This window comes from Frankia sp. AvcI1, from assembly GCF_001420875.1.
GTDB lineage: Bacteria > Actinomycetota > Actinomycetes > Frankiales > Frankiaceae > Frankia > Frankia alni.
Genome location: NZ_LJFZ01000006.1, coordinates 214,326 through 240,787 on the forward strand (window position 1 = coordinate 214,326; position 26,462 = coordinate 240,787).

Below are 26,462 nucleotides of genomic sequence, written 5' to 3' on the forward strand. Positions count from 1 at the left end.
NGGTCCTCGATGTCCCCGGCCGCCCGCACGCTCACCGTGTGCGGGTCGATGAAGCTCGCCAGGCCCGTCAGCAGCGTGACGTGGTTGCGGCTGAGCTGGTTGCGGATGACATCGATTTCGCGGCTGATCACATGCCTGGTCCGGGCGGACAGGTCACCCACGGTGATGTCGTCCTTGACCCGGTAGCTCGACCCGTACAGTTCGCGCTGCGACATGCCGGTCAGATAGAGAACGGCCTCCCGAAGCGTCTTGGACGGGATCGTGCCAGTGTTGATGCTGACACCGCCGATCATCTCCCGCTTGTCCACGATCGCGACCCGCCGGCCGAGCTTGGCTGCCGCGATCGCAGCCTTCTGCCCGCCGGGTCCGGACCCGATGACGAGGACGTCATAGTCGAACACCGTCACCTCCCCGCNTTCTTTCCGGCTCCCGGTGAAGCAGAGGCTATCTGGCCGGAGCGGGCGGGTCGGCATGTTGCACGGTCTTGTTACGTTTATTTCTTCTCCGCGCTTTCCCCTGGGGGTTTCAGCCACGCGATATCACGGGCTGTGGGCGGCTGTAATCCGTCCGTGATGACCGAGACGTGCCGGCGGCGGGTGGCCCACCCGAGCCGAGCCGGTCCGCCGGCCGTACGTAGCCGGGGCGGGTCGACCGCCCGACGGCATCNGATGATCACTGCGGGACCGCTCGAAATTCGTGCCGCCGCCACCCGTAACGAACGGGCCGCCGTCTCGTTAGACCGGGGGCGGGGGTCGTGGAGGCTGTCTGGGGGGTCTTCCACGACTCCCGCCGCGCCGCCGCCGCGTCGCCGCTGTCGGGACGGACGCCCACCCGCTGCCGGGAGGTGCGCTGGGAGCGGTGACGGGCGGGGGGAACGGCGCCGGACGCCGGCTCCGGAGTTACCCTCCGGAGCCGGCCGGCCGGGCCGTAGGTCGACGGTCGGACCGCTACGGTCGGACCGCTACGGGTGGGCTGCCCACGGGCCGGCCGTCCACAGGTCGAACGCCTACGGGTGGGTCATCGAGAGAACGTCGAGAGCGGCGTCGAGCTGCGCCTCGGTGAGCTTGCCGGCCTCGATGTAGCCGCGCTCGATCACCACCTCGCGGATCGTCTTCTCCTCGGCGAGGGACAGCTTCGCGACCTTGGCCGCCTCCTCGTAGCCGATGTACTTGTTCAGGGGCGTCACGATGGACGGCGACGACTCGGCGTAGCGGCGGCAGCGCTCGACATTGGCGACGATCCCGTCGACGCNGCGGTCCGCGAGCAGCCGGCTGATCGTGGACAGGATGTGGATCGACTCCAGCAGGTTGCGAGCGATCACCGGCAGCATCACGTTGAGCTCGAAGTTCCCGGCCGAGCCGCCGAAGGCGACCGCCGCGTCGTTCCCGACGACCTGNGCGACGACCTGGCAGACCGCCTCCGGGATGACCGGGTTCACCTTGCCGGGCATGATCGACGAGCCGGGCTGCAGGTCCGGCAGGTGGATCTCCCCGAGGCCGGCGCGCGGCCCCGACGAGGCCCAGCGCAGGTCATTGGCAATCTTGTACAGCGAGATCGCGACGACCCGCAGCACCCCGGACGCCTCGACCAGGCCGTCCCGCGACGCCTGCGCCTCGAAGTGGTTGCGCGCCTCGGTCAGCGGCAGGCTCGTGCTGGCGGCCAGTTCCTCGATCACCGCGGCGGAGAAGCCGGGCGGGGTGTTGATGCCGGTGCCGACGGCCGTGCCACCCAGCGGCAGCTCGCCGACCCGCGGCAGGGCCACGTTCAGCCGCTCGACGCCGAGGCGGACCGCCGCGGCGTAACCGCCGAACTCCTGACCCAGCGTCACCGGCGTGGCGTCCATGAGGTGCGTCCGCCCGGACTTCACCACGTCCGCGAACTCGGTCTCCTTGCGGCCGAGCGAGGCGGCGAGGTGCTCCAGCGCCGGGATCAGCTCCTGCACGATCCCCTGGGTCGCGGCCACGTGGATCGACGACGGGAAGACGTCGTTCGACGACTGCGACGCGTTCACGTGGTCGTTCGGATGGACCGCCCGGCCGAGCCGCTCGGACGCCAGCGACGCCAGCACCTCGTTGGTGTTCATGTTCGACGACGTGCCGCTGCCGGTCTGGAACACGTCCAGCGGGAACTGGTCGTCCCAGTCGCCGCGCGCGACCTCGGCCGCCGCGTCCGCGATCGCCTCGGCGATGTCGGCGTCGAGCACCCCGAGCTTGGCGTTCACCGTCGCCGCCGCCGCCTTGATCCGCGCGAGTGCCTGGATGTGCGCGCGGGAGATCCGCTGGCCGGAGACGGGAAAGTTCTCCACCGCCCGCTGCGTCTGGGCTCNCCACCGGGCCGATGCCGGCACCCGGACGTCGCCCATGCTGTCGTGCTCGATGCGGTATTCCTGCTCGCTCATGCGCCCGTTCTCCCGATGTTCCGTCGCCGTTGACCTTGTATCTGACAGCACCGCACGCCGGTGCCCACCGCCCGGCGGAGAAGTCGGCTGGATACCGGCCCCATCGCCCGACCCTAGGACATGTCAGGCGGGTGGTGCCCGCGCCGCTCGGGGCCATGGGAGCTCTCACACCTCGGCCTCGCAGGTGCCGCCGCCGGCCCACGTACGAGGCCTCCGGAGACCGGGCCCAGCCCGCGCGAAACGCGCCGCAATGCGCCTCGCGTGCCGCAGCTCGGCGGGCTCGGCGCAACGCAGCCGGCCGAGGTGCGTGGTCAGCGTGGTGTGGAAGGCACTTTGTGGGGACCCCGGGGTGTGGCAGGCCGGGTGGGTGAGGTGGCAGAAAGGGAAAGGGGGCACCAACGTTGGACGCCCACTACCCTGCCGCGTGGCGTCGGTGCCACGGGGCGGGGCAGTGGGCGTCGTGAGTGTGTGGGGCCGCGGGTCAGGAGGCGGCGGTCTCCCGCTCGCGGGCGNGGATGTCGCGGCGCAGCTCGGGCGGAAGGGCGAACAGGAGGTGCTCGTCGGCGGAGGTGACCTCCTCGACGTCGTTGAACCCACGCTCGGCCAGCCAGGCCATGACGCCGGTGANGAGCTCCTCGGGAACCGAGGCGCCACTGGTCACCCCGACGGTCTCGACGCCGTCGAGCCAGCTCGCGTCGACCTCGGTGGAGTCGTCGACGAGGTAGGCGGCGGGGGCGCCGGCGTCGAGCGCGACCTCGACCAGGCGCACCGAGTTGGAGGAGTTCGGCGAGCCGACGACGATGACCAGGTCGACCGCGCTGGAGATCTCCTTGACGGCGACCTGGNGGTTCTGCGTCGCGTAGCAGATGTCGTCGCTCGGCGGGCCCTGCAGGTGCGGGAAGCGCTCGCGCAGGGCCTTGACCGTCGTCTGCGTCTCGTCGACGGAGAGGGTGGTCTGGGAAAGGAAGGCGACGTGCTCGGGGTCGCGCACCTTCACCTTGGCGGCATCTTCGGGACCGTCCACCAGGTGGATGCGGTCAGGCGCCTGACCAGTGGTACCGACGACCTCCTCATGGCCTTCATGGCCGATGAGCAGGATGTCATAATCCTCGCGGGCAAACCGACGTGCCTCGGAATGCACCTTGCTGACGAGCGGACAGGTTGCGTCAATGGTGCGCAGTTGACGCGCGGACGCCTCCTCGTGCACGGTCGGNGCTACGCCGTGCGCTGAGAAGACCACAGTGGCGCCCGGTGGTACCTCGTCGGTCTCGTCCACGAAGATCGCGCCCTTGGCCTCCAGCGTCCTGACGACGTGGAGGTTGTGCACGATCTGCTTGCGTACGTAGACCGGCGAACCGTAGAGCTCCAGCGCCTTCTCCACGGTCACGACAGCTCGATCGACACCGGCGCAGTAGCCGCGCGGCTTGGCAAGAAGGACCCGGCCCATGCTGGGCAGTCTACGCGGTGGGGGGCGGGCGGGAAGAGCCGCGGGCGATGCATGCCCGGATGGCGACATCGTCCGGTCCGCCTCGGACCACGGTCACGCGCACCGTTCTCGACCTGTCGGACGCACCGGCTACGGTGCCCGAATGGCCCTGACCTCGACTCCCGAACAGCCCTTGCCGGTCCGCACGGTCTCGCGGGCCGTCGGCGACTGGGTCCACCGGCTCGGCCGGGTGTGGGTTGAGGGACAGGTCACGCAGCTCGTTCGTCGGCCCGGAATGGGCACTGTTTTCCTCACCCTCAGGGACCCCGTCGCGGACGTGTCACTGCGGGTCACGTGTCCGCGGGCGGTCTGTGACGCCGTCGGACCCGCGCTCGTGGACGGCGCGCGGGTCGTGGTGTGGGGCAAGCCGTCCTTCCACCCCGGGCGCGGNACCCTCGCCCTCGCGGTGGTGGAGATCCGCCCCCTCGGCGCCGGCGCCCTGCTGGCCCGGCTGGAGCAGCTCAAGGCCACGCTGGCCGCCGAGGGCCTGTTCGCGGCGTCCCGCAAGCGGCGTCCGCCGTTCCTGCCGGCGGCCGTCGGGCTGATCACCGGGCGGNCCAGCGCCGCGGAGCGTGACGTCGTCGAGAACGCGCGGCGACGCTGGCCGGCGGTGCGCATCGTGCTGCGGGAGGTCGCCGTCCAGGGCCCACTGGCGGTGTCCCAGGTCATCGACGCGCTGCGCGAGCTCGACGGCCGGCCCGAGGTCGAGGTGATCGTGATCGCCCGCGGCGGCGGGTCACTGGAGGATCTGCTGCCCTTCTCCGACGAGGCGCTGCTGCGTGCCGTGGTGGCTGCGCGCACGCCGGTCGTGTCGGCGATCGGACACGAGCAGGACGCGCCGCTGCTCGACTTCGTCGCCGACGTGCGCGCCTCGACCCCGACGGACGCCGCCAAGCGGGTCGTGCCCGACGTCGGCGAGCAGACCGCCGCGGTCGCCCAGCTGCGGGGCCGCGCGCGGCGGGTCGTCGAGCACCGCCTCGACCGGGAGGAACGCCGGCTCGCGGACATGCGCGGCCGCCCGGTCCTCGCGGCGCCCGCCCGCGATCTCGCTCGGCGCTCGGACGACGTCGCCGCCCTGCTGGCCCGTTCCCGCCGCTGCGTGCACCACGCCCTGGACGTCACGGCACGCGATCTGGTTGCCACCCGTGCCCGGGTGCGGGCGCTGTCCCCGGCGGCGACCCTCGATCGCGGGTACGCCGTCGCGCAGCGCGCGGCCGACGGCGCGGTCGTGCGCGACCCGGCGGAGGTCGGGCCGGGCGAGCGGCTGACCATCCGGGTGGCGGGCGGCGCGTTCCCGGCTGCGGTCACCGACGAGTGAACCGGCCGCGTCGAAGCCGATCGGCGTCAGGCGGGGCGGATCGGGGCGTCCGGCGGGGCGGATCGGGCTCAGGCGGGGTGGGCGGGTGTCAGGCGGGGCGGGTGGGGTCGGCGGCGGCGAGCCGGGCGCGGGCGCCGTCGAGCAGGGCCTGGCAGGTCCTGGCCAGCTCCTCGCCGCGCTCCCACAGCGCCAGCGACTGCTCCAGCGTCACCCCGCCGGCCTCCAGCTGGCGGACGACGTCCTCCAACTCGGCACGGGCGGTCTCGTAACTGATCGTCGGCGCCGCTTGGGCGCCGCGCTCCGCTTGGGCGCCGCGCTCCGCTTGGGCGCCGCGCTCCGCCTGCGTGCCGCCGGCGGTCGCCGGGCTGCCCACGGCCGGCGCGGCGAGGAGACCGGGCGCCTGCGGCGCGTGTGATCTCGGTGGGTTCGAGCTCGGTGGGTTCGAGCTCGGTTCGGCGGCTCGCCCGCCGTGGGGAGAGTCGCCGAACGTCGTGGATCCAGGACTATCGGACATCGCCACCTCCGCGCCCTCGCATACCCAATTCCCGGCCAATGGCCTGTCATGGCCCGATCGTGACGCCTTGAGCCTCCGTGCGGCTCGGGCGCAATTCGACGTGGCGTGTCACAAGTATTGCCGACCCGCTCCGGCGCCACGCCGGGTGCCACCCGGACCCGGAAATCCCGCACTCCGTGGGAGCAACGTGGTATCAATCAGGCNACAATCATGGTCGTAGCGGGTTGGCTCGGCGGAGATCCATAGTACAAGGTCACTGCAGGACGTTTCAGATTGGTGGCGGCCCGCGCAACTGCGGGTCCCACTCGGCANACCGCCCGTCNGCTTCGGGCGGTCCGGAGGTACACGACATGCCCGGCGCACGTCCGTCGCTCCGACGTCAGGCTGTCGGTGGTCGCTCCCGGGGGCAGGTTCCCTCTGCTACTCCGGGAGGTCCGGTCCTGCTGCGGCACGACCTCGCCGGCACGGCGTCTCGCGACGCCAGTTCCATCGATCAGGGCGGCCGGGGTGGCCGGTCCAACCGGCGCACCCCGGCCGGCGGGCCGCTGCTGCGGCGCGCGGCCGGTCTCATCCTCGGGCTGGCGGTCCTCATCCCGGCGGCCACCGCCTGGGACGGCTCACACTCCCACGGGAGTCCCGCGCCGTCCGGGCGGCCTCCCGTCGCCGCCGGGGTCAGCCGCCGCTGAGGTAGTAGCGGGCCGTCCTCGACCCGCAGCGATCATCCGGTGATGCTGGATACCCGGGCCCGCAGGTCCGGGTATCCAGCCCGCGGAGCCCTCGCGCCGGCGCCGTCTCCACCCAGTTCGACAAAGAAAAGCCCGGAGTCGGCCTTTCATCACCTTTACTAATTCGGTCCAAATGCCCACGAACTAGTGATCGTCACCTTTACCGTAGGACGGCGTGCCGAATTCCGGCCAGACAGCGGCCAGATCGTGCCGAGGTCCAGGTTCGGTTTCGCCGCGAAAAACCGTATCCACCCCTCGGCACGACTCCGTGCGCAACTGGCTACAGNGGGATAGGAAGGTGCGGCCGCGGCGGTTCGGCGGCCTCGCGGGCCTGCGCGGGACGCTTCCGCGGGGGCNCAGACCGCGTCGCCGGGATCGCGCAGTCCGGGCCGCGCAGGTCAGGGCCGCGCAGGTCAGGGCCGCGCAGGTCAGGGCCGCGTGGTCCGGGACCGCGGCGGGTCAGGTTCCGCTGGGCTGGATCGCCTGGACCGGCTGGAGCGACTCGGCGAGGGCGACCAGGTCCCCCTGGGACGCGCCGCCCTTCCCGTCGCCGTCGTCGACGACCACCGTGAGGCCCCCGTCGGTCCGGCTGAGGGCGAGATGACCGTCGTCGTCCGGGCGCTGTTCCCAGGGGGAGCCGTCGACGTCCACGGTCCCGCGTGCCGGGCGGTTGCCGAGCAGCTTCTGCACCGCGTTCGGCGCGTTGCTCTCCCGCAGCCGGGCGTACGTCCGGTGGCCGGACCGGTCGACGACGTATCCGACCGTCGCCTCGGCGACGTTGCCGCCGTCGGAGCTGCCGGTGGGGCCGNTCAGCCGCAACGAGGTCGCCTTCCAGTACCCGGGCAGCCCGGCGGGAGCAAGCGGGGTGTAGGGCGTCTGCCGGGCGAAGGCCGCCATCGGCTCGGACGTCTCGACGACCTTGACCGCCGACTCGTCGCTGCCGCGCGGCATCACGAAGATGACGAAGACCAGAACGCCCGCCATGACCGCGGCGAGGGAGAGGACCATGTCCCTGATCGTTTCCTGGCCGCGTCGCTGTCGTTGTGCCACGCCCCCATCTTCCAGGTCTCGGCGGGCCGGTGGTGGCCCGGGACCGGTCTGGGCGGCCCCTTGCGGCGCCGGTGTGGTCGGAATCTCGTCGGAGTGTCGTCCGCGGACGGCCGCGGACAGCCGCGGACGGGGCGGAACGCCGACGGGCGGCCGTCACGCCCCCTCCGCGTGACGGCCGCCCGATCGAAGCGTTTGACGCCTGTATGCACCGGAAGGTTGCGCGCAAGTTTTCGACTTCTGGCCTGTCCCACGCCGGACAGTCCGGGTGCCCCGGTTCGCCTGACGGGCCACGACGCTCCGGGATACGGTGATCGGGGTGTAGATCGTCCTGCGGCTGCGTATCTCGGGCGCCTGCGGGGTCGCCGAACTAGGCTCACGGCCGTGCCTTCCGCTCCCGATGCCTTCGCCGCCAGGTCCTCCGACTCCTCGGCTGTGCCCGACACGCTGGCCGTGCAGGGGCAGGCCCCCGACCGCAACCTCGCCCTCGAGCTTGTCCGTGTGACCGAGGCCGCGGCGCTCGCCGCGGCGCGCTGGGTCGGCCGTGGCGACAAGAACGGCGCCGACGGGGCCGCCGTCGACGCGATGCGCCGGCTCGTCGGCACCGTGTCGATGCGCGGCGTCGTCGTCATCGGCGAGGGGGAGAAGGACGAGGCCCCGATGCTGTTCAACGGGGAGCAGGTCGGCTCGGGCGAGGGTCCGGAGTGCGACGTGGCCGTCGACCCCGTGGACGGCACCACGCTCACGTCCAAGGGCATGAACAACGCGGTGTCCGTCATGGCGGTCAGCGAGCGCGGCTCGATGTACGACGCTAGTGCCTGCTTCTACATGGAGAAGCTGGTCACCGGGCCGGAGGCGGCGGACGTCGTCGACATCACCGCTCCCGTCGAGGACAACATCCGGGCCGTGGCCAAGGCGAAGGCGATCCACCCCCGCGACGTCACCGTGGTCGTCCTGGACCGCCCGCGGCACGCCGAGCTCGTCGAGCAGATCCGCGCCGCCGGCGCCCGGGTGAAGCTCATCTCCGACGGCGACGTCGCCGGCGCCGTGATGGCCGCCTCCGCNGACACCGGCGTCGACCTGCTTCTCGGCATCGGCGGCACGCCGGAGGGGATCATCACGGCCTGCGCCGTGACGTGTCTCGGCGGGGTGATCCAGGGTCGGTTGTGGCCCAAGGACGAGGCCGAGCGCAGCAAGGTCGTCGCCCTCGGGCACGACCCGGAGCGGGTGTTGTCCACGCGGGACCTGGTGGCCAGCGACAACGTCTTCTTCGTCGCGACGGGGATCACAGATGGTGAGCTGCTGGCCGGGGTACGGTACCGCCCGGGTGGGGCGAACACGTCGTCGCTGGTGATGCGCTCCCGCTCGGGCACGATTCGCCGGGTCGACAGCCAGCATCAGCTCACCAAGCTGCAGGCCTACTCCACCGTTCCGTTCTGATCTCACCCCGGGGAGGCGATCGCGTGGCGCGGCTGTCTCCCGCGGAGCTGTTCGTCCGGCTCGACCGGCCGGGGCCGCACGGCAGCGCGGCGGAGGTCCGCACGCTGGCCGGCGCCGCCCGCCGGTTCCTCGCCCACCCCAGGCCACCTGTCCTGCTCGGCTGCGTGGGGACGCTCGCCGCCGTGCGCGCGGGCCGTGGACCGTGGCGGGCGCGTGACACCCGCGTCGCCATGGCCGCCGCCCTCGCACAGCCGTTCGTGGAGTGGGGCGTGCACCGGCTGTTGTTNCATGCCCGCCCGGCCAGCCGGCTGGGTGCCGTCGGCTACCAGCTTGCCGGCTACGGCCACGAGCAGCACCACCGCGACCCGGCCGATCTCGACACCATGTTCCTGCGCCCCCGCGAGGTCATCACCGGCACGGCCGCGGCGGCCCTGCCGGCGCTGTTCGGACCGCCCTCTGCCGCGACGGGGGCGCTGTGCGCGGGCGTCGGCGTCCTCGCCTACGACTGGACGCACTTCCTCATCCACACCCGGGTCCCGCCGCGCACGGCGTACTACCGGCGGCTCTGGCGCGGCCACCGGCTGCACCACTACCGCAACGAGCGTTACTGGCTCGGCGTGACCAGCCCCCTCGGGGATCTGGCCCTGCGCACGAACCCGCCGCGTGACGCCGTGGAGCTCTCCCCGACCGCCCGCGGCCTCGATTCCGCGGCGCATTCCTGATCGGTTCCACGGCGAACCCCTGACGGCCGGCGCGGTGGCTGGTGGACGCGCAACCCGGTCGCCGGTCGTCGGCGGCCGACCCGCTCGTTCAGNGGGACCGCCGTACCCGTTGTCCGGGCTGCTGCAGGACCGACCCGGCCGCGAGCGCCCTGGTGGACGGTGGGCTCGGCGTCGCGCGCGCGGCGCCGGGCGAGGTCGGTCGGCACAGCTCGCACTCCCGCACCGGGGCGCTTGCGGCGGCCTGCGGCTCGGTGCCGGTCGCGTCAGCGGTACTCCTTCCGCCCGGCCCGCCGGGGCTCGTCCCCGTGGCGAGACCGGCTACCTCGGTGTGGCTGGCCGCCTCGGTGGTGCCAGGCGCCTCGGCGGGATCGGCTGCTTCGGTGGTGCCCGGTGTCCCGGTGGTGCCCGGTGTCCCGGTGGTGCCAGGCGCCTCGGGGATGCCGGTCGACTCGGCGGGGTTGGCTGCTTCGGGGGTGCCTGCTGCTTCCGGCCGGCTGGGCGCGGAGCCGGGGGCTGGAGCGGCGGTGGCACCGGCGGCGCGGATGGGCGTGGGGAGACCGGGCGACGGGGGCTCGGAGCGCCCGAGGCGGGGGCGGAACGGGCCGGACGATCGGGCCACGCGTGGAAACCGGAAGGCCCGGTCCGGCGGTAGCACCGGATGCGGCCCCGTCCGGCCGACTCCCTCCAGCCACGCCGACAGCCGGCTGTCCGTCGTCGTCGCGTCGACCGTCAGACGGGCCAGCGCGAAGCGGTCGTCGGCGGGATGGGACAGCACGTCGCGCACCGCGCAGGCCGAGCTGTACCCGGCGGAGATCACCAACTGGCGGACGGACAGATCGTAGCCGCCGCCGGGATAGGCGAACGTGCGTGGCTCGTCCCCCGTCGCCACGGCGAGACGGCGCCGGGAAAGGGTCAGCTCCGCGATCACATCCGTGCGGGCCAGCTCGTTGAGCGGTCGACCGGTGTGTCCGGACCCGCCTATCTCGATTCCCAGCCCGCGGATGCGGTGCAGGTCGGCCCGATGGAAATAGCCCGGATCACCGACCCGCGAACTGGTCACGAAGACGGTCGCCGTCAGTCCTCTCTCGGCCAGGCGGCGCAGCGCGTTCATTGTTTCCGCGCCCCCGTCGTCAAAGGTGATGACGACCGGATTCTTCGGGGCGGCGGCGGCGCCGAGGGAGGCGACGTACCCGGACACCGTCATCGGCTGACGGCCGGACGCGGCGATCAGGTTGCAGTGCCGGGCGAAGGTCGACAACAGCATGGGCCGGCGCGGTGCGCCCCGGCTGGTGTGTGGGTCGAGCGAGCGGTAGCGCAGGACCGGGATCATCTGTCCGCGCCGAGCCGTCCGTAGACCGAGCGTCATCGCGGTNCGAGCACGGCGCCGCGCGCGTCCCGCCCGGCGAGCGGTTCAGACGGAGCGAACGTCAAGCGGGCCTCCCTGCGAACGCCGCGGGCATGGACGCGGCATCGGGGAATTGCGCCGAAGTGTGCGTCCGAGGAGTGAGTCCGTGATGCGGCATGGAATGTAGCACGAGTGGCCCCAATAGCCGGTGAACCGGGAAGGCGAGTGCCTTGCCGGCCGTCCGTCGGCGCCCGTCATCATTGTGCTGATTAAGAAAACAGAACTTTTCCGCCAGGTGTCGTCGCGCAATCAGTGGGTCGCCGGGGGCGCGGATGTGGTGCGGGAGTTGCGACTGGGGCGTCCGGTGACCGCCCGGCGCGGCCCGCGCCAGGCCTGGTGCGGGCCGTCAACGGCTGTCGGCGAGTTGTCAGCGACCGTCCGCGGATCGTCATCGGCCGTCCGCGGGTCGTCGNCTGGCCGGCGCGGCCGGCCCCAGGTCGGGCTCCGACCGCCGCGTCCGGTCGTGCGCTCCGGCGAGGTGGGCCGCGCCGGCCATGGAGCGGGGAGGATCAGGGTGTGGGGTCGCCGCCGGAGCGGCGAGGCCGAATCCGGGTGAAGGCCCGGCAGTCGCAGCGCGCGCAGTCGTTGCCCTTGCGGTAGTGCCGGTGCAGATCGCGGCTGTGGCCGCAGCGGCACCGATCCCACCACGAAGAGATCGCTCCCATGGCGCCTCCCTTTGTCGGCGCTACCGCTCAGTGACACTACTCGAGCGCGATCAGGTGCTGTCGCCGTGGTGGTCGCGCCGCCACGGCGGGCGGCCCACGGCGGGCGGCCCACGGCGTTGTCGCGGCTCCTCCGCCGGCCGTCACACGCCGCTGCTGCGGCTGGCGGGTGTTGGCGCAGGCGGGAACTCCTCCGGGGAGAACGCGAACTCCTCCGGAGAGGAAAGGTGTGGCTGCTGGAGCTCCCCGACTCGAGCCCGACGGGGCGGGGGCCCGGTGGCGCGCCGACTGGCTCGGTGCGGCCAGGCGGGAGCCTGGACGCACAGGTCCCGTGCCGCGAACCTCCACCGATGGCGCCACGGGAGGTCAGGTGCGGTGCGTTGTGCGCGGTCTGCGGGTTCGGACCGTGCAGAACGTGCCGCAGTCCGCCCGACCCAGGCTCGGATCTGCTTGTGGCCGGCTAGTGGCCGGGTCGTCGGCGGCGCTCGGCGCCTGACTGGGCGGCGAGGGCGCGTTGCCGCTCGCGGCGGGCGATCTGCGCGCGCCGGCCGCGAAAGACCGCGATGAGAGCGACCAGGAGGAAGGCCGCCAGCAGGATCGGCGCGTGCAGGATCATCTCGGAGCCGATGTCGATCGCCTTGTTCCGCAGTCCGGAACTGCCGTCACCGGTGGAGGGATCAAGATAGCCGACGCCGATCGTGATGAGCGCGTACACCAGCGGCGGCATGATCACGACACCGATCAGATCGTCGGTGTGGACCCGCACCGCGACGAGCACGCAGGCGCCGATGAACAGCGTGCCGAACGCGTACTTCAACGAGCCGAAGGCGACCGAGTCGATGAGGGCGCCGACGCCGCCGACAACGAGCACGATGATCCCGGTGCCGAGTGCGGTGAGCCCTCGCCTGCTGCCGGTGAACAGCGTGGGCGGCGGCGCGCTCGCGCGGCCACGCGAGCCGCGGACATACGGATCGTCGAACCTGTCGGCGCGCACGGATCTCCCCGGCGGCCCGGCTGACTGCCGATGCGGCGGCACACTCACGAACGCAAGGTACCGCCCGGGGATTTCGAATGCGTCAGGACGATGCATCAGACCGCGGCATCGGCCCCCGTGTCGGAACCTTCGGTGGTCGAACCACTGCTTTGCGTCGTCCAGTCATTGTCTTTCTGGTTGTTTGACCGCGATGTCCTCCCCGCCTCTTCGGCCCAGGTCCGATATGCGACATCCCCGGTTCCGCCGGCGCTCGGCGCCGCCTGCTCGGCCGGGCCGGGGTCGGGCAGCAGTTCGGCCGCGGACAACGCCCGCACGCCGGACTCCACGGGCCCGGGGCTCGGCAGCGCCGCCTCGACCACGTCCATGGCGGCGAGCCGGCGCGCGGGGGTGAGCACCCGGCTCTCCAGCGAACCGACGGTCGCGTTGAAGTCCCCGACCGCCCGGCCCAGCGAGCGGCCGAGCCGGTCGACGTGTTCGCCGAGCGTGCCCAGGCGGGTGTAGAGATCACGGCCGAGCTCGAAGATCTCCCGGGTCCGTGTCGTCAACGCCTCCTGGGTCCAGGCGTGCGCGATGGTCCGCAGCATCGCGATCAGCGTGGTCGGGGTGGCGATGATGACCTTCCTGGCGGCGGCGTGTTCCAGCAGGCCCGGATCGTGGTCGAGGGCCGGGGCGAGGAACGCCTCGGCGGGCACGAACAGCACCACGAACTCGGGCGAGGACGGCAGCCGCCGCCAGTACGACTTGGCGGCCAGCCCGTCGACGTGGGCGCGCAGATGCCGGGCATGGGCGGCCATCCGCCCGGCGCGGTAGGCCTCGTCGGTGCTCTCGGCGGCGTCGAGGAAGGCGGCCAGCGGGACCTTCGCGTCGACGACGACGTTGCGCCCGCCGGCGAGGTGAACGACCATGTCGGGCCGCAACGGGCCGTCGTCACCCTGGACGGTCATCTGCTCGGTGAAGTCACAGCGGTTGACCATGCCGGCCACCTCGGCGACCCGGCGCAGCTGCATCTCCCCCCACGCGCCGCGGGCCTGCGGGCGGCGCAGGACGGTGACCAGCGCCGCCGTCTCGGAGCGCAGGCTCTCCGACGCCTCGCGGGCGAAGCGCACCTGCTCCACGAGCGCCGCGTACGCCTCCGTGCGGGCCGTCTCCAGCTCGTGCAGCCGGCTCTCCATCCGCCCCAGGGCGTCGCGCAGCGGGGTGACCATGCCCTCCACCGCCGCGCGGCGGGCGTCGAGATCGCCGCGGGCGCGGGCGCCGGCCTCGTCCAGCCGGGCGGTGGCCAGCTCCACGAGCTGGCGACTCGCTCCCTCCAGCGCCTGCGCGGACAGGGCCTGGAAGCTCTCGGCGAGCCGCTCCTGGCTCTGCTCGACCAGGGCGACCCGCTCGGCGGCGGCACGCCGCTCGTACTCCAGCGCCGTGCGCAGGCCGGCGACGTCCGACTCGGCGAGCTGGGCGCGCTCCGCGCTCGCCGCGGCGGCCTTACGGGCGGAGTCAAGCTCCCGCTGGGCCGTCGCATGCGCGGCGGCGAGCGCCGCGTAGCGCGGGTCGGCCAGCCGGCGGGCGGCGACCAGGCCGCCCACGGCCCCGACAGCCAGCCCGATGAGGGTCAGCAACGCGCTGGTGGTGTTCACGAGGGGAAGGCAATCACGCCCCTCCGACAGTTTCGCGGCAGGCCGGTCGGCGGCGTGGCGCCGGCGCCGGCGCCGGGTCGACCGTGTTCCCGGCTGGCGCGTTGTTCCCGGCTGGCGCGTTGTTCCCGGCCGGGGCGCTCCCGGCGGCGCGGGCCGGCGTGAGGCCGCCCGCCTCCCGCCCTCCCGGACCCCGCCGGCGCGCTGCCCGCCGGCCCGTAGACTGATCCGCCATGGGCTTGTCGATCGGTATCGTCGGGCTGCCCAACGTCGGCAAGTCCACGTTGTTCAACGCCCTGACGCGCAATGATGTGCTCGCCGCGAACTACCCGTTCGCGACGATCGAGCCGAACGTCGGGGTCGTGGGCGTCCCCGACCCCCGGCTCGACGAGCTGGCGAAGCTGTACGACAGCGCCCGCGTGGTGCCGGCGACGGTCAGCTTCGTCGACATCGCCGGGCTCGTCCGCGGCGCGTCCGAGGGCCAGGGCCTGGGCAACCGCTTCCTCGCGAACATCCGCGAGTCCGACGCGGTCTGCCAGGTCGTCCGGGTGTTCTCCGACCCCGACGTCGTGCACGTCGAGGGCAAGGTCGACCCGGCCGACGACATCGAGACGATCAACACCGAGCTCATCCTCGCGGACCTGCAGACCATCGACGCCCGGCTGCCCAAGCTGGAGAAGGAGGCCCGCGCGGACAAGGCGAAGCAGCCGCTGCTCGCCGCCGTGAAGGCCNCCCGCGAGGTCCTGGACGCCGGCCGCACGATCTCCTCCGAGCCGAAGATCGACCGAGACGCGCTGCGCGAGCTGTTCCTGCTCACCGCGAAGCCGTTCCTGTACGTGTTCAACGTCGACGAGGACGTCCTCGCCGACCCCGGCCAGCACAAGGAGCTCGTCGAGTCGGTCGCGCCGGCCGACGCGATCGTGCTGTGCGCCAAGGTCGAGGCCGAGCTCGCCGAGCTGGACGACGCCGACGCCGCCGAGCTGCTCGCCTCCCTCGGCCAGGAGGTCAGCGGCCTGACCCAGCTCGCCCGGATCGGCTTCCACACCCTCGGCCTGCAGACCTTCCTCACCGCCGGCCCGAAGGAGTCGCGCGCCTGGACGATCAGGGCCGGCGCGACCGCCCCCGAGGCCGCCGGCGCCATCCACACCGACTTCCAGCGCGGCTTCATCAAGGCCGAGATCGTCTCGTTCGGCGAGCTCATCGCCGCCGGCACCATGGTCGCCGCCCGCGCCGCCGGCAAGGTCCGCATGGAGGGCAAGGACTACGTCATGGCCGACGGCGACGTCGTCGAGTTCCGCTTCAACGTCTGACCGGGCGGACAAGTCGTCGGTGCGCGGCGACGCGGGTGGCAACGGAGAGATCCCTCCTGGCGGAAGCCGAAGGGCGTGCAGCGTGACGGCCAGGGGTCAGTCGTTACGGACATACCGGCCGAGGAATCGCCGTCCTGCGGCATGGCGTCGCTGGATGGCCCGGTAGCCCGCCGGTTGGATGATCTGTCCCGGTAGATGCTGGCGGTCCGAGGTCGAAGTCGGGCGAGGCCGTCGGGTGCGCGGGGTACACCCTGTGGAGGGACTGGTAATCGGGTTCCAAGCCGGGTGCGGCGGCGGAGAGGGCAGGTCGACGTGGCGGACGACGTGCAGACGCGGGACGGCGTGCAGACGCGGGAGGGCGTGCAGGGGCACGACGACGGGCAGGCGCGGGACGACCGGGTGATCTGCCATCTGGTCGGGCGGACCGCGTGGTCGGTCGGGGCGGCCGGGTATCGGCCGGCGAGCCTCGGCGCCGAGGGGTTCATCCATTTCTCCACCCCGGCGCAGGTCGTCGCCACCGCCAACCGGTTCTACGCCGGCCGCGACGACCTGCTCCTGGTCGTGGTCGATCCGGAGCGGCTCAGCGCGCCCCTGCGCTGGGAGCCTCCCGCACCTCCCGCACCTCCCGCCGTACCGGCCGCGCCGACTGCGAGTACCGGCGCGGGCGAACCGGCGGGCGGGGAGCTGTTCCCGCATCTGTACGGGCCGATCGACGCCGGGGCGGTCGCGGCGGTGGTTCCGTTCCCACCGGGGTCGGACGGCACGTTCAGCGTTCCGTCCACCCTCTGGTGATCTCCAGTCGGCACACCGTCCCGGCCCAGCGGCCGAAGCGGGCGTAGCGGGCGCGGACCTCCCGCTCGCCGGCCGGGCCGGGCAGGCCGGCGAGCTCGCCGACGCGGGCCCTGGCCCAGGCGTCGAGGGCGAGCCCGCAGGGGCGGCCGAGCAGGCCCAGCAGCCCGTCGGCGCTGACCGGACCGAAGCCGGGCAGAGCGCGGATCTCGGCGCCCACCTCGTCGTCACTCGGCCCGCGTGGGCTGCGGTCCCACCAGCGTTCGACGTCGAGGGTGCCGGCGTCGATCCGCTGGGCGAGCAGGGCCAGCGATCCGGCACGGTAGCCCCAGCCCGCCTCATCGCGCAGGATCTCGGGGCCGTCCACGGCGACGCCGCGCGCGATCGCCGCCGCGTCCGGGAACGCCCGTTCCCCGGCCGGGCCGCGGGCGCCGAACAGCTCGACCAGGGCGTCGAGCATCGACCGGGTGCGGCTCAGCGCGGCGTTGGTCGCGGCGAGCGCGCGGACCAGGTCCTCCCAGACGCTCGGGCTCCGCAGCAGCCGGCCGTGGCCGCCGGCCGCCACCCAGGCGAGGCCCGGCTCCCCGGCCAGGGAGGCGTACAGGTCGGAAAGATCGTCGTCGAGGGCGAGCGCGTGCCACACCTGGCGGCGGATCGCCTCCCGGTCGGCGTCCCCGCCGGCCGTCCGGCCCCACCTGACGACGAGATGCGGGCCGAAGTCGGGGGCGGTCAGGTCCGGGGCGGCCGGGTCCGGGACGGTCAGGTCCGGGACGACGGCGGCGGCGGGAGCCTCGTGGACGGTCACGGTCAGCGGGCCGGCCTGGGGGGTGGTCAGGACGCGGTGCCAGGCGCCGCGGTCGACGTCGTAGCAGGACGGTCCGAGCCCGCTCGCCGCATGACCGAGTGCCACCGCGGACAGCCGGAAACCGGGCGGCAGCGGGCCGAGGCGCAGCGTCCCGGTGCGGGGGAGGTCCGTGCCGGCCGGGAGCCGGCCGAACCGGCCGCCGGCGCGGATCTCTGCCGCCGCCTGCGCGCCCACAGCCCGCGATCACCTCCGTCGTCCGCCTGAGGTGATCATGCCGCAGAACGGATCGGTCAGTACGACACGCCCGCGGAGTAGAGGATCTGGGAGATCCTGCGGGCCAGGGCGACGTCGAGCTCGGTGACGCCGCCGACGGAGTGCGTCCAGACCGTGAACGTCGTGGTTCCCGGGCCGCGGTCGATCACCGGGTGATGATCCATCTCGTCGGCGGCGTGGGCCACCTCGGCGGCGATCGCGTCGGCCTCGTCGCCGTCGACCATGATCTGCAGTTGGATGCGGTCGGCGTCGCCGAGCCAGCCGGGAAGCGACGCCAGTGCGTCCGCGACCTCGGCGCTGTCCAGTTTGGTTGGCATGTTGCTGCCCTCCGTCTTCGGGCCCGGCGGTCCGGCGACCGCAGGCCGGGGTTCACTGGCTGTGTGCCTAGCTGTTCCCGGGCTGGTCGGCGCGGCGGCGCGCCGGACCGGAATCCGATCCTTCGCCATCGCAGCTCCCGCCCCAGGTCGCCTGCCCTCCGGTGGCCCGGTCGGGCCATCCGACCCGAACCGCTGCCATCCGATCCTTCAACGGTCGGAGTCTGGGAGAGTCCGGCACCATGAATGCGGATGCGGGCGGCCCGCGTGCCGGCGCTCCTACCCCGCCAGGACGGGACGCAGTCTCCCGGGAGCACGTCGACGCCGATGTGCCGGCGGCCGGGACTGCGGGGCCGCCTGCGGTGCGGGGCCGGTTGGTTGTCGCGGTCGCGCTCCTGGACGACGAGCGCCGGGTGCTGGCCGCCCGGCGCCGGGAGCCGCCGGCCTACGCCGGGATGTGGGAGTTCCCCGGTGGCAAGGTCGAGCCGGGCGAGGACGAGCTTGCCGCGCTCGTGCGGGAGTGTCGGGAGGAGCTCGACGTCGAGATCGAGATCGGGCCGCCGCTGGGCGAGGTGGGCCTGGCGAGCCCGGGGTGGATCCTGCGGGTCTGGTTTGGGCGGGTGACCGGGCGCAGCCCCCGCCTGCTCGATCACGACGAGCTGCGCTGGCTGGCCGCCGGTGAGCTCGACGACGTCCGCTGGATGCCGGCGGACGGCCCGCTCGTCGAGAAGCTTCGTGACGCGCTGACCGGCCCGGACCCGATCCGCTGGCCCCATCGGCCCGGACGCTCCGGAGCCTGATCGTTCCGGCGGTGTTCCTTGCTTGTCCAGAGGGTCCCGTGTCCGATTCGTCCCTCTGGATAAGCAAGGCGATGGGGCAAGGCCGGGCCCTGGCGGGCCCCGGCGAGACTTCGCCGGCGGGAAGGTGACCACAGACGGACGGGGAAGTGAGGCGGGCAGGCGAGGAGGGTGACGGCGGACGGTCGGGGAGGTGACGGCGGGCCGGCGGGGAGGCCGCGGGGAGGCGGCGTGGAGGGTGCGGGGGAGGGTGGCCGCGGCGGGGCGGACACGCCGGGGCGAGGTGTCCGTACCATGGGTGGTGGCACGAACGACGCCGGTGCCCGTCTGGCGGGCGCGTCGGCGTGCCTCGGCGCGGATCGGCGTGGCGGATTTCCGCCACGGCGTTCGCGTCACCGGTTCCAGCCGGCACCGTCGTTCGCACGGTGCCGTTGTCGTTGTTGCGGGGTCGAGAGCCCCACGTCCGCCCCGGAGCGCCTCACCGTGTCCCTTCGTGCCGATCTTCGTAACGTGGCCATCATCGCCCACGTCGACCACGGCAAGACCACGCTCGTCGATGCCATGCTGCGCCAGTCCGGCGCCTTCGGCGAGCACGCTGAGCTGACCGACCGCGTGATGGACTCGATGGATCTCGAGCGCGAGAAGGGCATCACGATCCTCGCGAAGAACACCGCGGTCCGCCACGGCGACATGACGATCAACATCATCGACACCCCGGGCCACGCCGACTTCGGCGGCGAGGTCGAGCGCGGCCTGTCCATGGTCGACGGCGTGCTGCTGCTGGTCGACGCGAGCGAGGGCCCGCTGCCGCAGACCCGCTTCGTGCTGCGCAAGGCGCTCGCGGCCCGGCTGCCCGTGGTGCTCGTCATCAACAAGGTGGACCGGTCCGACGCCCGGATCGCCGAGGTCGTCGACGAGACCTACGAGCTCTTCCTCGACCTCGACGCGGACGAGGAGCAGATCGACTTCCCGATCATCTACTGCAACGCCAAGGCCGGCCGCGCCTCCACGACCCGCCCGGCCGACGGCGCGAGCCCGGACTCGCCCGACCTCAAGCCGCTGTTCGACCTGCTGCTGGAGACCGTCCCGGCGCCGTCGTTCGATCCGGACGCGCCGCTGCAGGCGCTGGTCACCAACCTCGACGCCTCCCCTTACCTCGGCCGTCTCGCGCTGTGCCGCGTGCACAACGGCACGATCAAGCNCGNCCAGCAGGCCACCCTGTGCCGCGCGGACGGCACCCAGACGCGCGTCAAGATCAGCGAGATGCTGATGACCCAGGCGCTGGAGCGGGTGNCGGCGGAGGAGGCCGGNCCGGGCGACATCATCGCCATCGCCGGCATCCCCGACATCACCATCGGCGAGACCCTCGCCGACCTCGACGATCCCCGTCCGCTGCCGGTGATCACCGTCGACGAGCCGTCGATCAGCATGACGATCGGCATCAACACCTCGCCGCTGGCGGGCAGGTCCGGCAAGAAGCTCACCGCCCGGCTGGTGAAGAACCGGCTCGACGCCGAGCTCGTCGGCAACGTGTCCATCCGCGTGCTGCCGACCGAGCGGCCCGACACGTGGGAGGTGCAGGGCCGCGGCGAGCTGCAGCTCGCCGTCCTCGTCGAGCTGATGCGCCGCGAGGAGTTCGAGCTCACCGTCGGCAAGCCGCAGGTGGTCACCAGGATCGTCGACGGCAAGGTGCACGAGCCGGTGGAGCGCCTCACCATCGACGCGCCCGAGGAGTTCCTCGGCACGCTCACCCAGCTCCTCGCGCTGCGCAAGGGCCGGGTCGAGCAGATGGTCAACCACGGCACCGGCTGGATCCGGCTGGAGTACCTGGTTCCCGCCCGCGGGCTGATCGGGTTCCGGACCGAGTTCCTCACCGAGACCCGCGGCACCGGCCTGCTGCACCACGTGTTCGACCGGTACGAGCCCTGGTTCGGCGAGCTGCGGACCCGGGCCACCGGTTCGATGGTCGCCGACCGCAGCGGCCCGGCCACCGCCTACGCGCTGTTCAACCTCCAGGAGCGCGGCACGATGTTCATCGGGCCGACGACGGAGGTCTACGAGGGCATGATCGTCGGTGAGAACTCCCGGGCGGACGACATGGACGTCAACCCGACCAAGGAGAAGAAGCTCACGAACATGCGCTCGTCCACCGGCGACGAGNTGGTCCGGCTGACCCCGCACCGGGTGCTCACCCTGGAGCAGGCGCTGGAGTTCTGCCGCGAGGACGAGTGCGTCGAGGTGACGCCGGGCTTCGTCCGGCTCCGCAAGGTGGCGCTCACCGCCGGGGAGCGGGAGAAGCTGCGCGCCCGTCGCCGCTGACCTGACCCCCGCGAGCGGCTCNCGCGGCCCGCGGGGCTCGCGTGGCCGGGCGAGGCCGCCGCGCGGGCGCCGAGGTGACCGCGTCCACGGCGAGTGGGCGCGGTCGCCTCGCACGGCCCGGACCTGCGGCCGTAACGGGCCGTAGGGTCGGGATGGTGACGTCTGCTACCACGCCGTCGGTCTCGTCCACCCCACCGGCCGCTCGCCGGCTGATGTTCGTCCACGCCCATCCCGACGACGAGGTGATCTCCACGGGGATCGCGCTCGCCTCCTACGCCGCCGCCCCGGACACCTCTGTGACCCTCGTGACCTGCACGTTGGGGGAGGAGGGCGAGGTGCTGGTGCCCGAGCTGATCAATCTGCGGGCGGACCGCGGCGATCAGCTCGGCGGCTACCGGATCGGCGAGCTCGCCGGGTCCTGCGCCGCGCTCGGCATCACCGACCAGCGCTTCCTCGGCGGTCCGGGCCGCTGGCGGGACAGCGGCATGATCGGCACCCCGGCGAACGACCATCCCCGCAGCCTGTGGCGGGCCGACCTGGCCGAGGCGACGGCCGAGCTGGTCCGGATCGTCCGCGACGTCCGACCGCACGTGCTGGTCAGCTACGACTCCAACGGCGGCTACGGGCATCCCGACCACATCCGGGCCCACCAGGTCACCGCGCGGGCCTTCACCGACGCCGCCGACCCGGCGTTCGCCCCGGGCACCGGCGAGCCCTGGCAGGTCGCCAAGCGGTACGAGACGGCGATGCCCCGCTCGCGTGCCGTGGCGGGCTTCGAGCTCTTCCACGACTCCGCCGACAGGAACAACCCCTTCGCCGGCCTGAAGTCCGTCGACGACCTGGCGATGACGCTCGTCGACGACGCCGACATCACCGCCGAGATCTCCGCGCCGGAGTTCTTCGACGCCAAGATCGCCGCGATGCGGGCGCACCGGACCCAGATGNCCGTCGACGGCTTCTTCTTCGCGCTCGCCGACGGCATCGGCCAGCGGGCGTGGGGCGTGGAGCACTTCGTGNTCGCCGCGGGCACGCGTGGCCCCGGCGACGGGCCCGACGGCCGTGAGCGGGACCTGCTCGCCGGGGTCGCCTTCTGACCCTNGTCTTCTGGCCCTCGCCTTCTGAACCCTCACCATCCGACCGTCACCTTCCGACCGTCACCTTCCGACCCTCACCTTCTGGCCAGCGCGGGAATCCGGCCGGACTGCCCGCCGTTGGTGCACATGTGCAGCGGTGTAACGCTGTAATCAGTGCACGCACGGATGCGGTCCGGGAGGGTTCGGATGCACGCCAGCGACGAGGAATATCCCCACCGTCCGGATGAACCGTTGGACGCCTACTCGACGATCGTCACCCAGGTCGCCGCCGCACTGACCCCGTCGGTGGCCAGCCTGCGGGTGCGGACCCGGCGCGGGGCCGGGGCGGGATCGGCCGTGGTGTTCACCGACGACGGCTTCCTGCTCACCTCGGCCCACGTGGTCGAGGGGCTGCTCGGCGGGGGCGGCGCCGCGGTCGGGCTCGCCCAGTTCGCGGACGGTACCGAACGCGAGTTCGACGTGGTCGGCGCCGACCCGCTGTCCGATCTCGCCGTGCTGCGGGCCCGCGGAGCCACGCCGCGGGCCGCCGTCCTCGGCGACGCCGCCGGGCTCCGGGTCGGCCAGCTCGTCGTCGCCGTCGGCAACCCGCTCGGGCTGACCGGCAGCGTGACGGCCGGCGTCGTCAGCGCGCTCGGCCGGTCGCTGCCGACCCGCGCCGGCTCCGCGGTGCGGGTGGTGGACGAGGTCATCCAGACCGACGCGGCGCTGAACCCGGGCAACTCCGGCGGCGCACTCGGCACGGCCGACGCCCGGGTGGTCGGGATCAACACCGCCGTCGCCGGAGTGGGGCTGGGGCTCGCCATCCCCGTCAACGCGGCGACCCGGAAGATCCTCGCCGCGCTCATGCGCTACGGGCGGGTGCGCCGGGCCTACCTCGGCGTGGCCGGGGTCCGGGTCCCGCTGCCGCCGGCGGTGGCGGAGCGTACCGGCCAGAGCCACGGAGTCCGCCTCGCCGAGGTGGTCGTCGACAGCCCGGCGGGCGGTGCGGGCCTGTTCACCGGGGATCTCGTGCTGTCGATGGACCGGGCTCCCATCGTCACCCCCAGCGACCTTCAGCGGCTGCTGACGGAGGCCACGATCGGCCGCGCCGTGGAGCTGACGGTCTGGCGGCGCGGCGCCATGGTGGACGTCATCGTCGTCCCCCGGGAGCTCGTGACCACCTAGGCCGATGCCCTGGTGCCGCCCCTGGAGCGGGCCCCGGGCGGGCGGTGTGGCCGGGGCTCGGCCCGAGCTCCGGCGAACAGCCGCGCGGGCTCGGGGACTGCGGCGCGGCCAGGGAACACCATGATCGTCGCGCTGGGCACTCCGGGGCGCCCGGCGGGGGGATGCGGGGCGGACTGGCCGGGCGGTTCCCGCGCATCATGTCCTACTGTCGGACCATGCCCCGCCCCGGTACCGGTCCCCGTCGGACGCCGCCTTCGTCCCGGCCGTCCGCGTCGTCGGCCTCGCGCGGAAAGTCGGCCTCGGGCGAGAAGTCGGCTCCGGGCGGAAGGTCGGCCTCGGGTGGGAAGGCGGCCTCGGNTGGGAAGTCGGCTGCGTCCGCGTCGTCGGCTCCGGCTCCGGACGGGAAGTCGTCTCCGGGTGGAAGGCCGACTGCGCCTGTGTCGTCGGCTCCGGGCGGGAGATCGGGACCATCCGGGCCGGCCGGGGTTGCCGCGTCCACGGCCGAACGGGAGCCGGGTCGGGTCTTCCTCGGTTTCTCGTATGCGCTGGGCGTCGTCCTCGGCGCCGGGCTGGGCCTCTACGGCGTCTTCCTCGTTCCCGACGGCCCCCGCCCGGGCGGGACGCTGCTGTCGGTCGGACTGCTGCTGGCCCTGGTGGGCAACGCGGNGGCGGCGCTGCTGGTGCGCTGGCTGACCGGCACCCGGCTGGGCCCGGCGACGGTGCTGATCGGCTGGATGCCGGTGGTGCTGCTGCTCGCCGCCTCCCGCCCCGAGGGTGACCTGCTGCTGCAGGCCAGCGCCACCGCGTACGCCTTCCTGCTGCTCGGCGGCCTGAGCCCGATCGTCGTGGCGGTCCTCGGCGGGGCGCGCCGCGGGTTCACCGTGCTGCCGCCCCTGCGCTGACCGTCGCCGGCCGCTCCCGAGCGCGACGGTGCGCTCCCGCGACGAGGGATGATGCCTCGCCGGCAGCGGGAAGGGCACTGTGCAAGTTGTCACCGGCTCCGGCATCCGGGACCACAGCAGGGGACCGCGACGGTAGCGTGAGCCGGGTGGGCAGCCCGCCGCAGGAGATCCGCAGCGATCCACCCGCCGTCCGGGTACCCCCGGATGTGGGTGACTTCCGCCGGGCNGTCGGCAGGTTCGCCACAGGTGTGACGGTTCTCACCACCGTCGTCGAGGGGCGCCATCTCGGCATGACGGCGAACTCGTTCGTCTCGGTGTCGCTCGACCCGTTGCTGGTGCTGACCAGCATTCGCCGCGACGCCCGGTTCCACGGCCCGTTGCTGGCCGCCGGGGTCTGGGGCGTCTCGGTGCTTGCCGCCGACATGACCGAGGCCTCTCGCTTCTTCGCGCGGCGGGCGTATGAGCAGCCCGGCGACATGTTCGCCCAGTGGCCGCACACGATCGGAGCGCAGACCGGCGTCGTCCTGCTCGACGGCGCCCTGTCGGTCTTCGAGTGCCGGACGGTGTCGACGCACGCCGGTGGGGATCACANCCTGGTCGTCGGCGAGGTGGTGTCGCTCGCACAGCCTCGCGACGACGCCGACCCACTCGTCTTCTTCGAGGGGCAGTACCTCGACCTGGCGCCGTCCGGCGAGCCGGTCCCCGCCCAGGACGGTGGCGCAAAGCCCGTCGGTTGAGGCGGGCGGGCCAGCCGTGGTGGGGCGGGTCAGTTGAGGCGGGGCGGGTCAGTTGAGCCGGGCGCGGGCCGCGGCGGCGGCCTGGCGGGCGGCGGCGGCCGCGGCAGGCTCCACCTCGGCGACCGTGTCGGCGAAGGTCGTCAGGTCGGTCGCGCCGCCGAGGAAGTCGCCCAGCCGCACGCGCAGCTCCCCGCGCTCGCGACGCAGGTTCGCCGGGTGGTGGGGGAGCAGCAGCGAGAGCTCGACGGCCCACAGCCGGGTCCGCGGCGTGTCCGAACGGGCGGCGAGAATGCGGATGTTGCCGAGGATGCGGCTCAGCACGTCCCCGGGACTCATCGGGGCCAGGTGTGCCCGGCTGAACGCGACCCCGGCCGCGCGGACCTTCGCCGCCGCGTCGTGGATGGTCAGCAGCCGGCCGGCCGCGAACGGGTCGACGAGCACGTAGTCCTCGGGCGAGCCGACGGCGACGACGACATGGCCCGGCAGGCCGACCGGGTAGGCGGCGACCCCGAGCCGCTGGGCCACCTCCAGCCAGACGACGGAGAGCAGGATCGGCAGTCCCCGGCGCCGCCGCAGGACGTCGGGCAGGAGCGAGGAGCGCACATCGTCGTAGTCGTCCGCGGAACCGGCGAAACCGGCGTCGAGACCGAGCGCCTCGTGCAGGGCCTCCGCGGCGGCCCGCGGATCGAGGGCGCCGAAGCGGCGCAGCTCCCCTAGGCGACCGACCGGGTCGGCGCCGGCCCCCGGCTGGCCCCCGCCGGCGCCACCGGCCGGCGGCGGCGTTCCGCGCTCCACCCTCGGGAAGCCCCGGGCGGCGGTGGCTCGGGCGGCGAGCAGCGGGCGGGCGCGCACGGCGAGCGCATCCAGGGCGCCGAGGGTGGCCGCGGGGTCGGTGGCGTCAACGGTCGCGTCCGCCTCGGCGGCGAGCAGGTGGCAGGCGACGGCCAGGTCGACGGGCTCGCGCCGGACGACCTCGGCGAACCGGCTACGGCTGCGGGCGCTCATCCGCGCTCCGTCATGGCTGGGGATCCGTCATGTGCTGGGGACCCATCATGTGCTGGGGATCCGTCATGTGCTGGGGATCCGTCATGTGCTGGGGATCCGTCATGTGCTGGGGATCCGTCATGTCTGGGATTGTCGCTTGCGCGACCGGCCGGGTTCGGACGATGGTGCCCGGAGCCGGTATGTCCGTATCGGTGCCGAGACGACCTGCCGCCAGCGTGACCTGCGCGGCGGGATCGGTGGGTGATCGCCGCGCGGGGGGTCGAGGGGGTATGACGCGTGCCGCGACCACGTCTTCCTCGGTAATCTGGATGCGCGTGCCCTCCGCCGTTTCGACCGTCAGCACGCGCGATGACCATGACTGCAGTGTCCCGAGGACGTCACTGAGAGGTATCGGACCCGGGATGCGCCTGCGGATCATGACTCGCGCGCCGATGTCGGCCTGAGTGATGNGGACGACATACACCACCAGCGCACGCCCTTGTTGTCGACACGGAACTGTCCATGTCGATACTAAGGACTCAGTCGCCCGCGAGCCCGAGGAGGAACAACCGGTGACCTACGTCATCGCGGAGCCCTGCGTCGATGTCAAGGACAGGGCCTGTATCGAGGAGTGN

At 73.0% G+C, this 26,462-nt stretch carries 16 protein-coding genes and 26 pseudogenes; 24 read left to right on the forward strand and 18 right to left on the reverse strand.

Features of this window, described 5'->3' with window-relative positions; all coding sequences use genetic code 11:
- Position 1 precedes the first annotated feature (1 nt).
- From UK94_RS45095 to UK94_RS45125, 9 pseudogenes are all read right to left on the reverse strand, one after another.
- Positions 2-401 (reverse strand): annotated as a pseudogene (locus UK94_RS45095) (FAD-dependent oxidoreductase); the annotation flags it as partial.
- Positions 402-1,006: 605 nt separating this feature from the next.
- Positions 1,007-1,251, reverse strand: a pseudogene (gene aspA / locus UK94_RS45100) (aspartate ammonia-lyase); the annotation flags it as partial.
- A gap of 1 nt (position 1,252) precedes the next feature.
- Positions 1,253-1,396 (reverse strand): annotated as a pseudogene (aspA, locus tag UK94_RS45105) (aspartate ammonia-lyase); the annotation flags it as partial.
- A gap of 1 nt (position 1,397) precedes the next feature.
- Positions 1,398-2,325, reverse strand: a pseudogene (locus UK94_RS08905) (lyase family protein); the annotation flags it as partial.
- Between the two features lies 1 nt (position 2,326).
- Positions 2,327-2,449: pseudogene (locus UK94_RS75910) on the reverse strand (hypothetical protein); the annotation flags it as partial.
- Between the two features lie 462 nt (positions 2,450-2,911).
- Positions 2,912-3,025: pseudogene (locus UK94_RS45110) on the reverse strand (4-hydroxy-3-methylbut-2-enyl diphosphate reductase); the annotation flags it as partial.
- Position 3,026: 1 nt separating this feature from the next.
- Positions 3,027-3,243 (reverse strand): annotated as a pseudogene (locus UK94_RS45115) (4-hydroxy-3-methylbut-2-enyl diphosphate reductase); the annotation flags it as partial.
- Between the two features lies 1 nt (position 3,244).
- A pseudogene (locus tag UK94_RS45120) lies at positions 3,245-3,611 on the reverse strand (4-hydroxy-3-methylbut-2-enyl diphosphate reductase); the annotation flags it as partial.
- A gap of 1 nt (position 3,612) precedes the next feature.
- Positions 3,613-3,845: pseudogene (locus UK94_RS45125) on the reverse strand (4-hydroxy-3-methylbut-2-enyl diphosphate reductase); the annotation flags it as partial.
- A 142-nt stretch (positions 3,846-3,987) separates the two neighbouring features.
- On the opposite strand from UK94_RS45125, the gene UK94_RS45130 reads away from it, so the two are divergent.
- The 3 genes and pseudogenes from UK94_RS45130 to xseA all read left to right on the forward strand — a co-directional run.
- Positions 3,988-4,274 (forward strand): exodeoxyribonuclease VII large subunit (locus UK94_RS45130; RefSeq protein WP_235487116.1); only part of this gene is annotated, 287 nt, incomplete at its 3' end.
- 1 nt (position 4,275) lies between these two features.
- Positions 4,276-4,440: pseudogene (locus tag UK94_RS45135) on the forward strand (exodeoxyribonuclease VII large subunit); the annotation flags it as partial.
- Between the two features lies 1 nt (position 4,441).
- Positions 4,442-5,202 (forward strand): annotated as a pseudogene (gene xseA, locus UK94_RS45140) (exodeoxyribonuclease VII large subunit); the annotation flags it as partial.
- Between the two features lie 88 nt (positions 5,203-5,290).
- On the opposite strand, the gene UK94_RS08920 reads toward xseA, so the two are convergent.
- The 3 genes and pseudogenes from UK94_RS08920 to UK94_RS45150 all read right to left on the reverse strand — a co-directional run.
- Positions 5,291-5,575, reverse strand: a complete 285-nt coding sequence (locus UK94_RS08920) for an exodeoxyribonuclease VII small subunit (protein WP_095212619.1) — start codon at positions 5,573-5,575, stop codon at positions 5,291-5,293.
- A 1,325-nt stretch (positions 5,576-6,900) separates the two neighbouring features.
- Positions 6,901-7,249, reverse strand: a 349-nt coding sequence (locus UK94_RS45145; protein ID WP_235487118.1) for a DUF4245 family protein, incomplete at its 5' end; no start/stop codon positions are given.
- Position 7,250: 1 nt separating this feature from the next.
- A pseudogene (locus UK94_RS45150) lies at positions 7,251-7,491 on the reverse strand (DUF4245 family protein); the annotation flags it as partial.
- Between the two features lie 381 nt (positions 7,492-7,872).
- On the opposite strand from UK94_RS45150, the gene UK94_RS45155 reads away from it, so the two are divergent.
- The 4 genes and pseudogenes from UK94_RS45155 to UK94_RS45170 form a co-directional block, all read left to right on the forward strand.
- Positions 7,873-8,552: fructose-bisphosphatase class II family protein (locus UK94_RS45155; RefSeq protein ID WP_268761254.1), on the forward strand; the 680-nt coding region annotated here is incomplete at its 3' end.
- A 1-nt stretch (position 8,553) separates the two neighbouring features.
- Positions 8,554-8,928: pseudogene (locus tag UK94_RS45160) on the forward strand (fructose-bisphosphatase class II); the annotation flags it as partial.
- Positions 8,929-8,951: 23 nt separating this feature from the next.
- A pseudogene (locus UK94_RS45165) lies at positions 8,952-9,214 on the forward strand (fatty acid hydroxylase family protein); the annotation flags it as partial.
- A gap of 1 nt (position 9,215) precedes the next feature.
- Positions 9,216-9,650, forward strand: a pseudogene (locus tag UK94_RS45170) (sterol desaturase family protein); the annotation flags it as partial.
- Positions 9,651-9,743: 93 nt separating this feature from the next.
- Here UK94_RS45170 and UK94_RS34610 read toward each other — a convergent pair.
- The 3 genes and pseudogenes from UK94_RS34610 to UK94_RS08955 all read right to left on the reverse strand — a co-directional run.
- A pseudogene (locus UK94_RS34610) lies at positions 9,744-11,016 on the reverse strand (polysaccharide deacetylase family protein); the annotation flags it as partial.
- A 1,161-nt stretch (positions 11,017-12,177) separates the two neighbouring features.
- On the reverse strand, positions 12,178-12,807 hold the full coding sequence (locus UK94_RS08950; RefSeq protein WP_173402709.1) for a hypothetical protein: 630 nt from the start codon (positions 12,805-12,807) through the stop codon (positions 12,178-12,180).
- Positions 12,807-14,342 (reverse strand): DNA recombination protein RmuC, encoded by a 1,536-nt coding sequence (locus UK94_RS08955; RefSeq protein ID WP_011607191.1) that lies wholly within the window; start codon positions 14,340-14,342, stop codon positions 12,807-12,809. Before UK94_RS08955 ends, UK94_RS08950 begins: the two co-directional genes overlap by 1 nt.
- Before the next feature lie 230 nt (positions 14,343-14,572).
- Here UK94_RS08955 and UK94_RS45175 point away from each other — a divergent pair.
- From UK94_RS45175 to UK94_RS08965, 3 genes and pseudogenes are all read left to right on the forward strand, one after another.
- On the forward strand, positions 14,573-15,070 hold a 498-nt coding region (locus tag UK94_RS45175), incomplete at its 3' end, for a GTPase (protein ID WP_235487120.1).
- A 1-nt stretch (position 15,071) separates the two neighbouring features.
- Positions 15,072-15,649 (forward strand): annotated as a pseudogene (locus UK94_RS45180) (DUF933 domain-containing protein); the annotation flags it as partial.
- Between the two features lie 399 nt (positions 15,650-16,048).
- A complete protein-coding gene (locus UK94_RS08965; RefSeq protein WP_055749472.1) occupies positions 16,049-16,441 on the forward strand; it encodes a DUF952 domain-containing protein in 393 nt (130 codons plus the stop codon).
- On the opposite strand, the gene UK94_RS08970 is transcribed toward UK94_RS08965, so the two are convergent.
- Both UK94_RS08970 and UK94_RS08975 read right to left on the reverse strand, forming a co-directional pair.
- Entirely contained in the window at positions 16,416-17,477 is a 1,062-nt protein-coding gene (locus UK94_RS08970) for a hypothetical protein (protein ID WP_055749427.1), read from the reverse strand. The two genes, UK94_RS08965 and UK94_RS08970, sit on opposite strands and share 26 nt — an antisense overlap.
- Positions 17,478-17,533: 56 nt before the next feature.
- Positions 17,534-17,833 carry a 4a-hydroxytetrahydrobiopterin dehydratase gene (locus tag UK94_RS08975; protein ID WP_011607186.1) on the reverse strand — a complete coding sequence of 100 codons (300 nt, stop codon included), beginning with the start codon at positions 17,831-17,833 and terminating at the stop codon, positions 17,534-17,536.
- 371 nt (positions 17,834-18,204) lie between these two features.
- Between UK94_RS08975 and UK94_RS08980 the strand changes: the two genes are divergently transcribed.
- The 13 genes and pseudogenes from UK94_RS08980 to UK94_RS45230 form a co-directional block, all read left to right on the forward strand.
- Positions 18,205-18,630: a (deoxy)nucleoside triphosphate pyrophosphohydrolase gene (locus UK94_RS08980; RefSeq protein WP_308203088.1), complete on the forward strand. Its 426-nt coding sequence runs from the start codon at positions 18,205-18,207 to the stop codon at positions 18,628-18,630.
- Positions 18,631-19,110: 480 nt separating this feature from the next.
- Positions 19,111-19,828, forward strand: a 718-nt coding sequence (locus UK94_RS45185) for a GTP-binding protein (protein ID WP_235487122.1), incomplete at its 3' end; no start/stop codon positions are given.
- Positions 19,829-19,832: 4 nt separating this feature from the next.
- Positions 19,833-19,920: pseudogene (locus UK94_RS45190) on the forward strand (hypothetical protein); the annotation flags it as partial.
- 18 nt (positions 19,921-19,938) lie between these two features.
- Positions 19,939-20,787, forward strand: a pseudogene (locus tag UK94_RS45200) (translational GTPase TypA); the annotation flags it as partial.
- 1 nt (position 20,788) lies between these two features.
- Positions 20,789-20,946, forward strand: a pseudogene (locus UK94_RS45205) (hypothetical protein); the annotation flags it as partial.
- 212 nt (positions 20,947-21,158) lie between these two features.
- Positions 21,159-21,890 (forward strand): N-acetyl-1-D-myo-inositol-2-amino-2-deoxy-alpha-D-glucopyranoside deacetylase (mshB, locus tag UK94_RS08990; RefSeq protein ID WP_235487161.1); only part of this gene is annotated, 732 nt, incomplete at its 3' end.
- A gap of 1 nt (position 21,891) precedes the next feature.
- A pseudogene (locus tag UK94_RS45210) lies at positions 21,892-21,962 on the forward strand (hypothetical protein); the annotation flags it as partial.
- 1 nt (position 21,963) lies between these two features.
- Positions 21,964-22,040, forward strand: a pseudogene (locus tag UK94_RS73210) (hypothetical protein); the annotation flags it as partial.
- 186 nt (positions 22,041-22,226) lie between these two features.
- Positions 22,227-23,204 (forward strand): trypsin-like peptidase domain-containing protein, encoded by a 978-nt coding sequence (locus tag UK94_RS08995; RefSeq protein ID WP_083866936.1) that lies wholly within the window; start codon positions 22,227-22,229, stop codon positions 23,202-23,204.
- A 437-nt stretch (positions 23,205-23,641) separates the two neighbouring features.
- Positions 23,642-23,870: pseudogene (locus tag UK94_RS45215) on the forward strand (hypothetical protein); the annotation flags it as partial.
- Between the two features lie 14 nt (positions 23,871-23,884).
- Positions 23,885-24,106: a DUF6113 family protein gene (locus UK94_RS45220; RefSeq protein ID WP_313949469.1), complete on the forward strand. Its 222-nt coding sequence runs from the start codon at positions 23,885-23,887 to the stop codon at positions 24,104-24,106.
- 227 nt (positions 24,107-24,333) lie between these two features.
- Positions 24,334-24,697, forward strand: a pseudogene (locus UK94_RS45225) (flavin reductase family protein); the annotation flags it as partial.
- 1 nt (position 24,698) lies between these two features.
- Positions 24,699-24,843, forward strand: a pseudogene (locus UK94_RS45230) (flavin reductase); the annotation flags it as partial.
- A 48-nt stretch (positions 24,844-24,891) separates the two neighbouring features.
- On the opposite strand, the gene UK94_RS09010 reads toward UK94_RS45230, so the two are convergent.
- Positions 24,892-25,848, reverse strand: a complete 957-nt coding sequence (locus UK94_RS09010; protein WP_011607178.1) for a transglutaminase-like domain-containing protein — start codon at positions 25,846-25,848, stop codon at positions 24,892-24,894.
- 551 nt (positions 25,849-26,399) lie between these two features.
- Between UK94_RS09010 and UK94_RS45235 the strand changes: the two are divergent.
- Positions 26,400-26,461: pseudogene (locus tag UK94_RS45235) on the forward strand (ferredoxin); the annotation flags it as partial.
- Position 26,462: the final 1 nt, after the last annotated feature.

Coding starts and splice junctions, on each gene's coding strand:
- UK94_RS08950 (WP_173402709.1), bottom strand. CDS start 12,807: ATGCATCGTCCTGACGCATTCGAAATCCCCGGGCGGTACCTTGCGTTC.
- UK94_RS08975 (WP_011607186.1), bottom strand. CDS start 17,833: ATGCCAACCAAACTGGACAGCGCCGAGGTCGCGGACGCACTGGCGTCG.
- UK94_RS08995 (WP_083866936.1), top strand. CDS start 22,227: ATGCACGCCAGCGACGAGGAATATCCCCACCGTCCGGATGAACCGTTG.
- UK94_RS09010 (WP_011607178.1), bottom strand. CDS start 25,848: ATGAGCGCCCGCAGCCGTAGCCGGTTCGCCGAGGTCGTCCGGCGCGAG.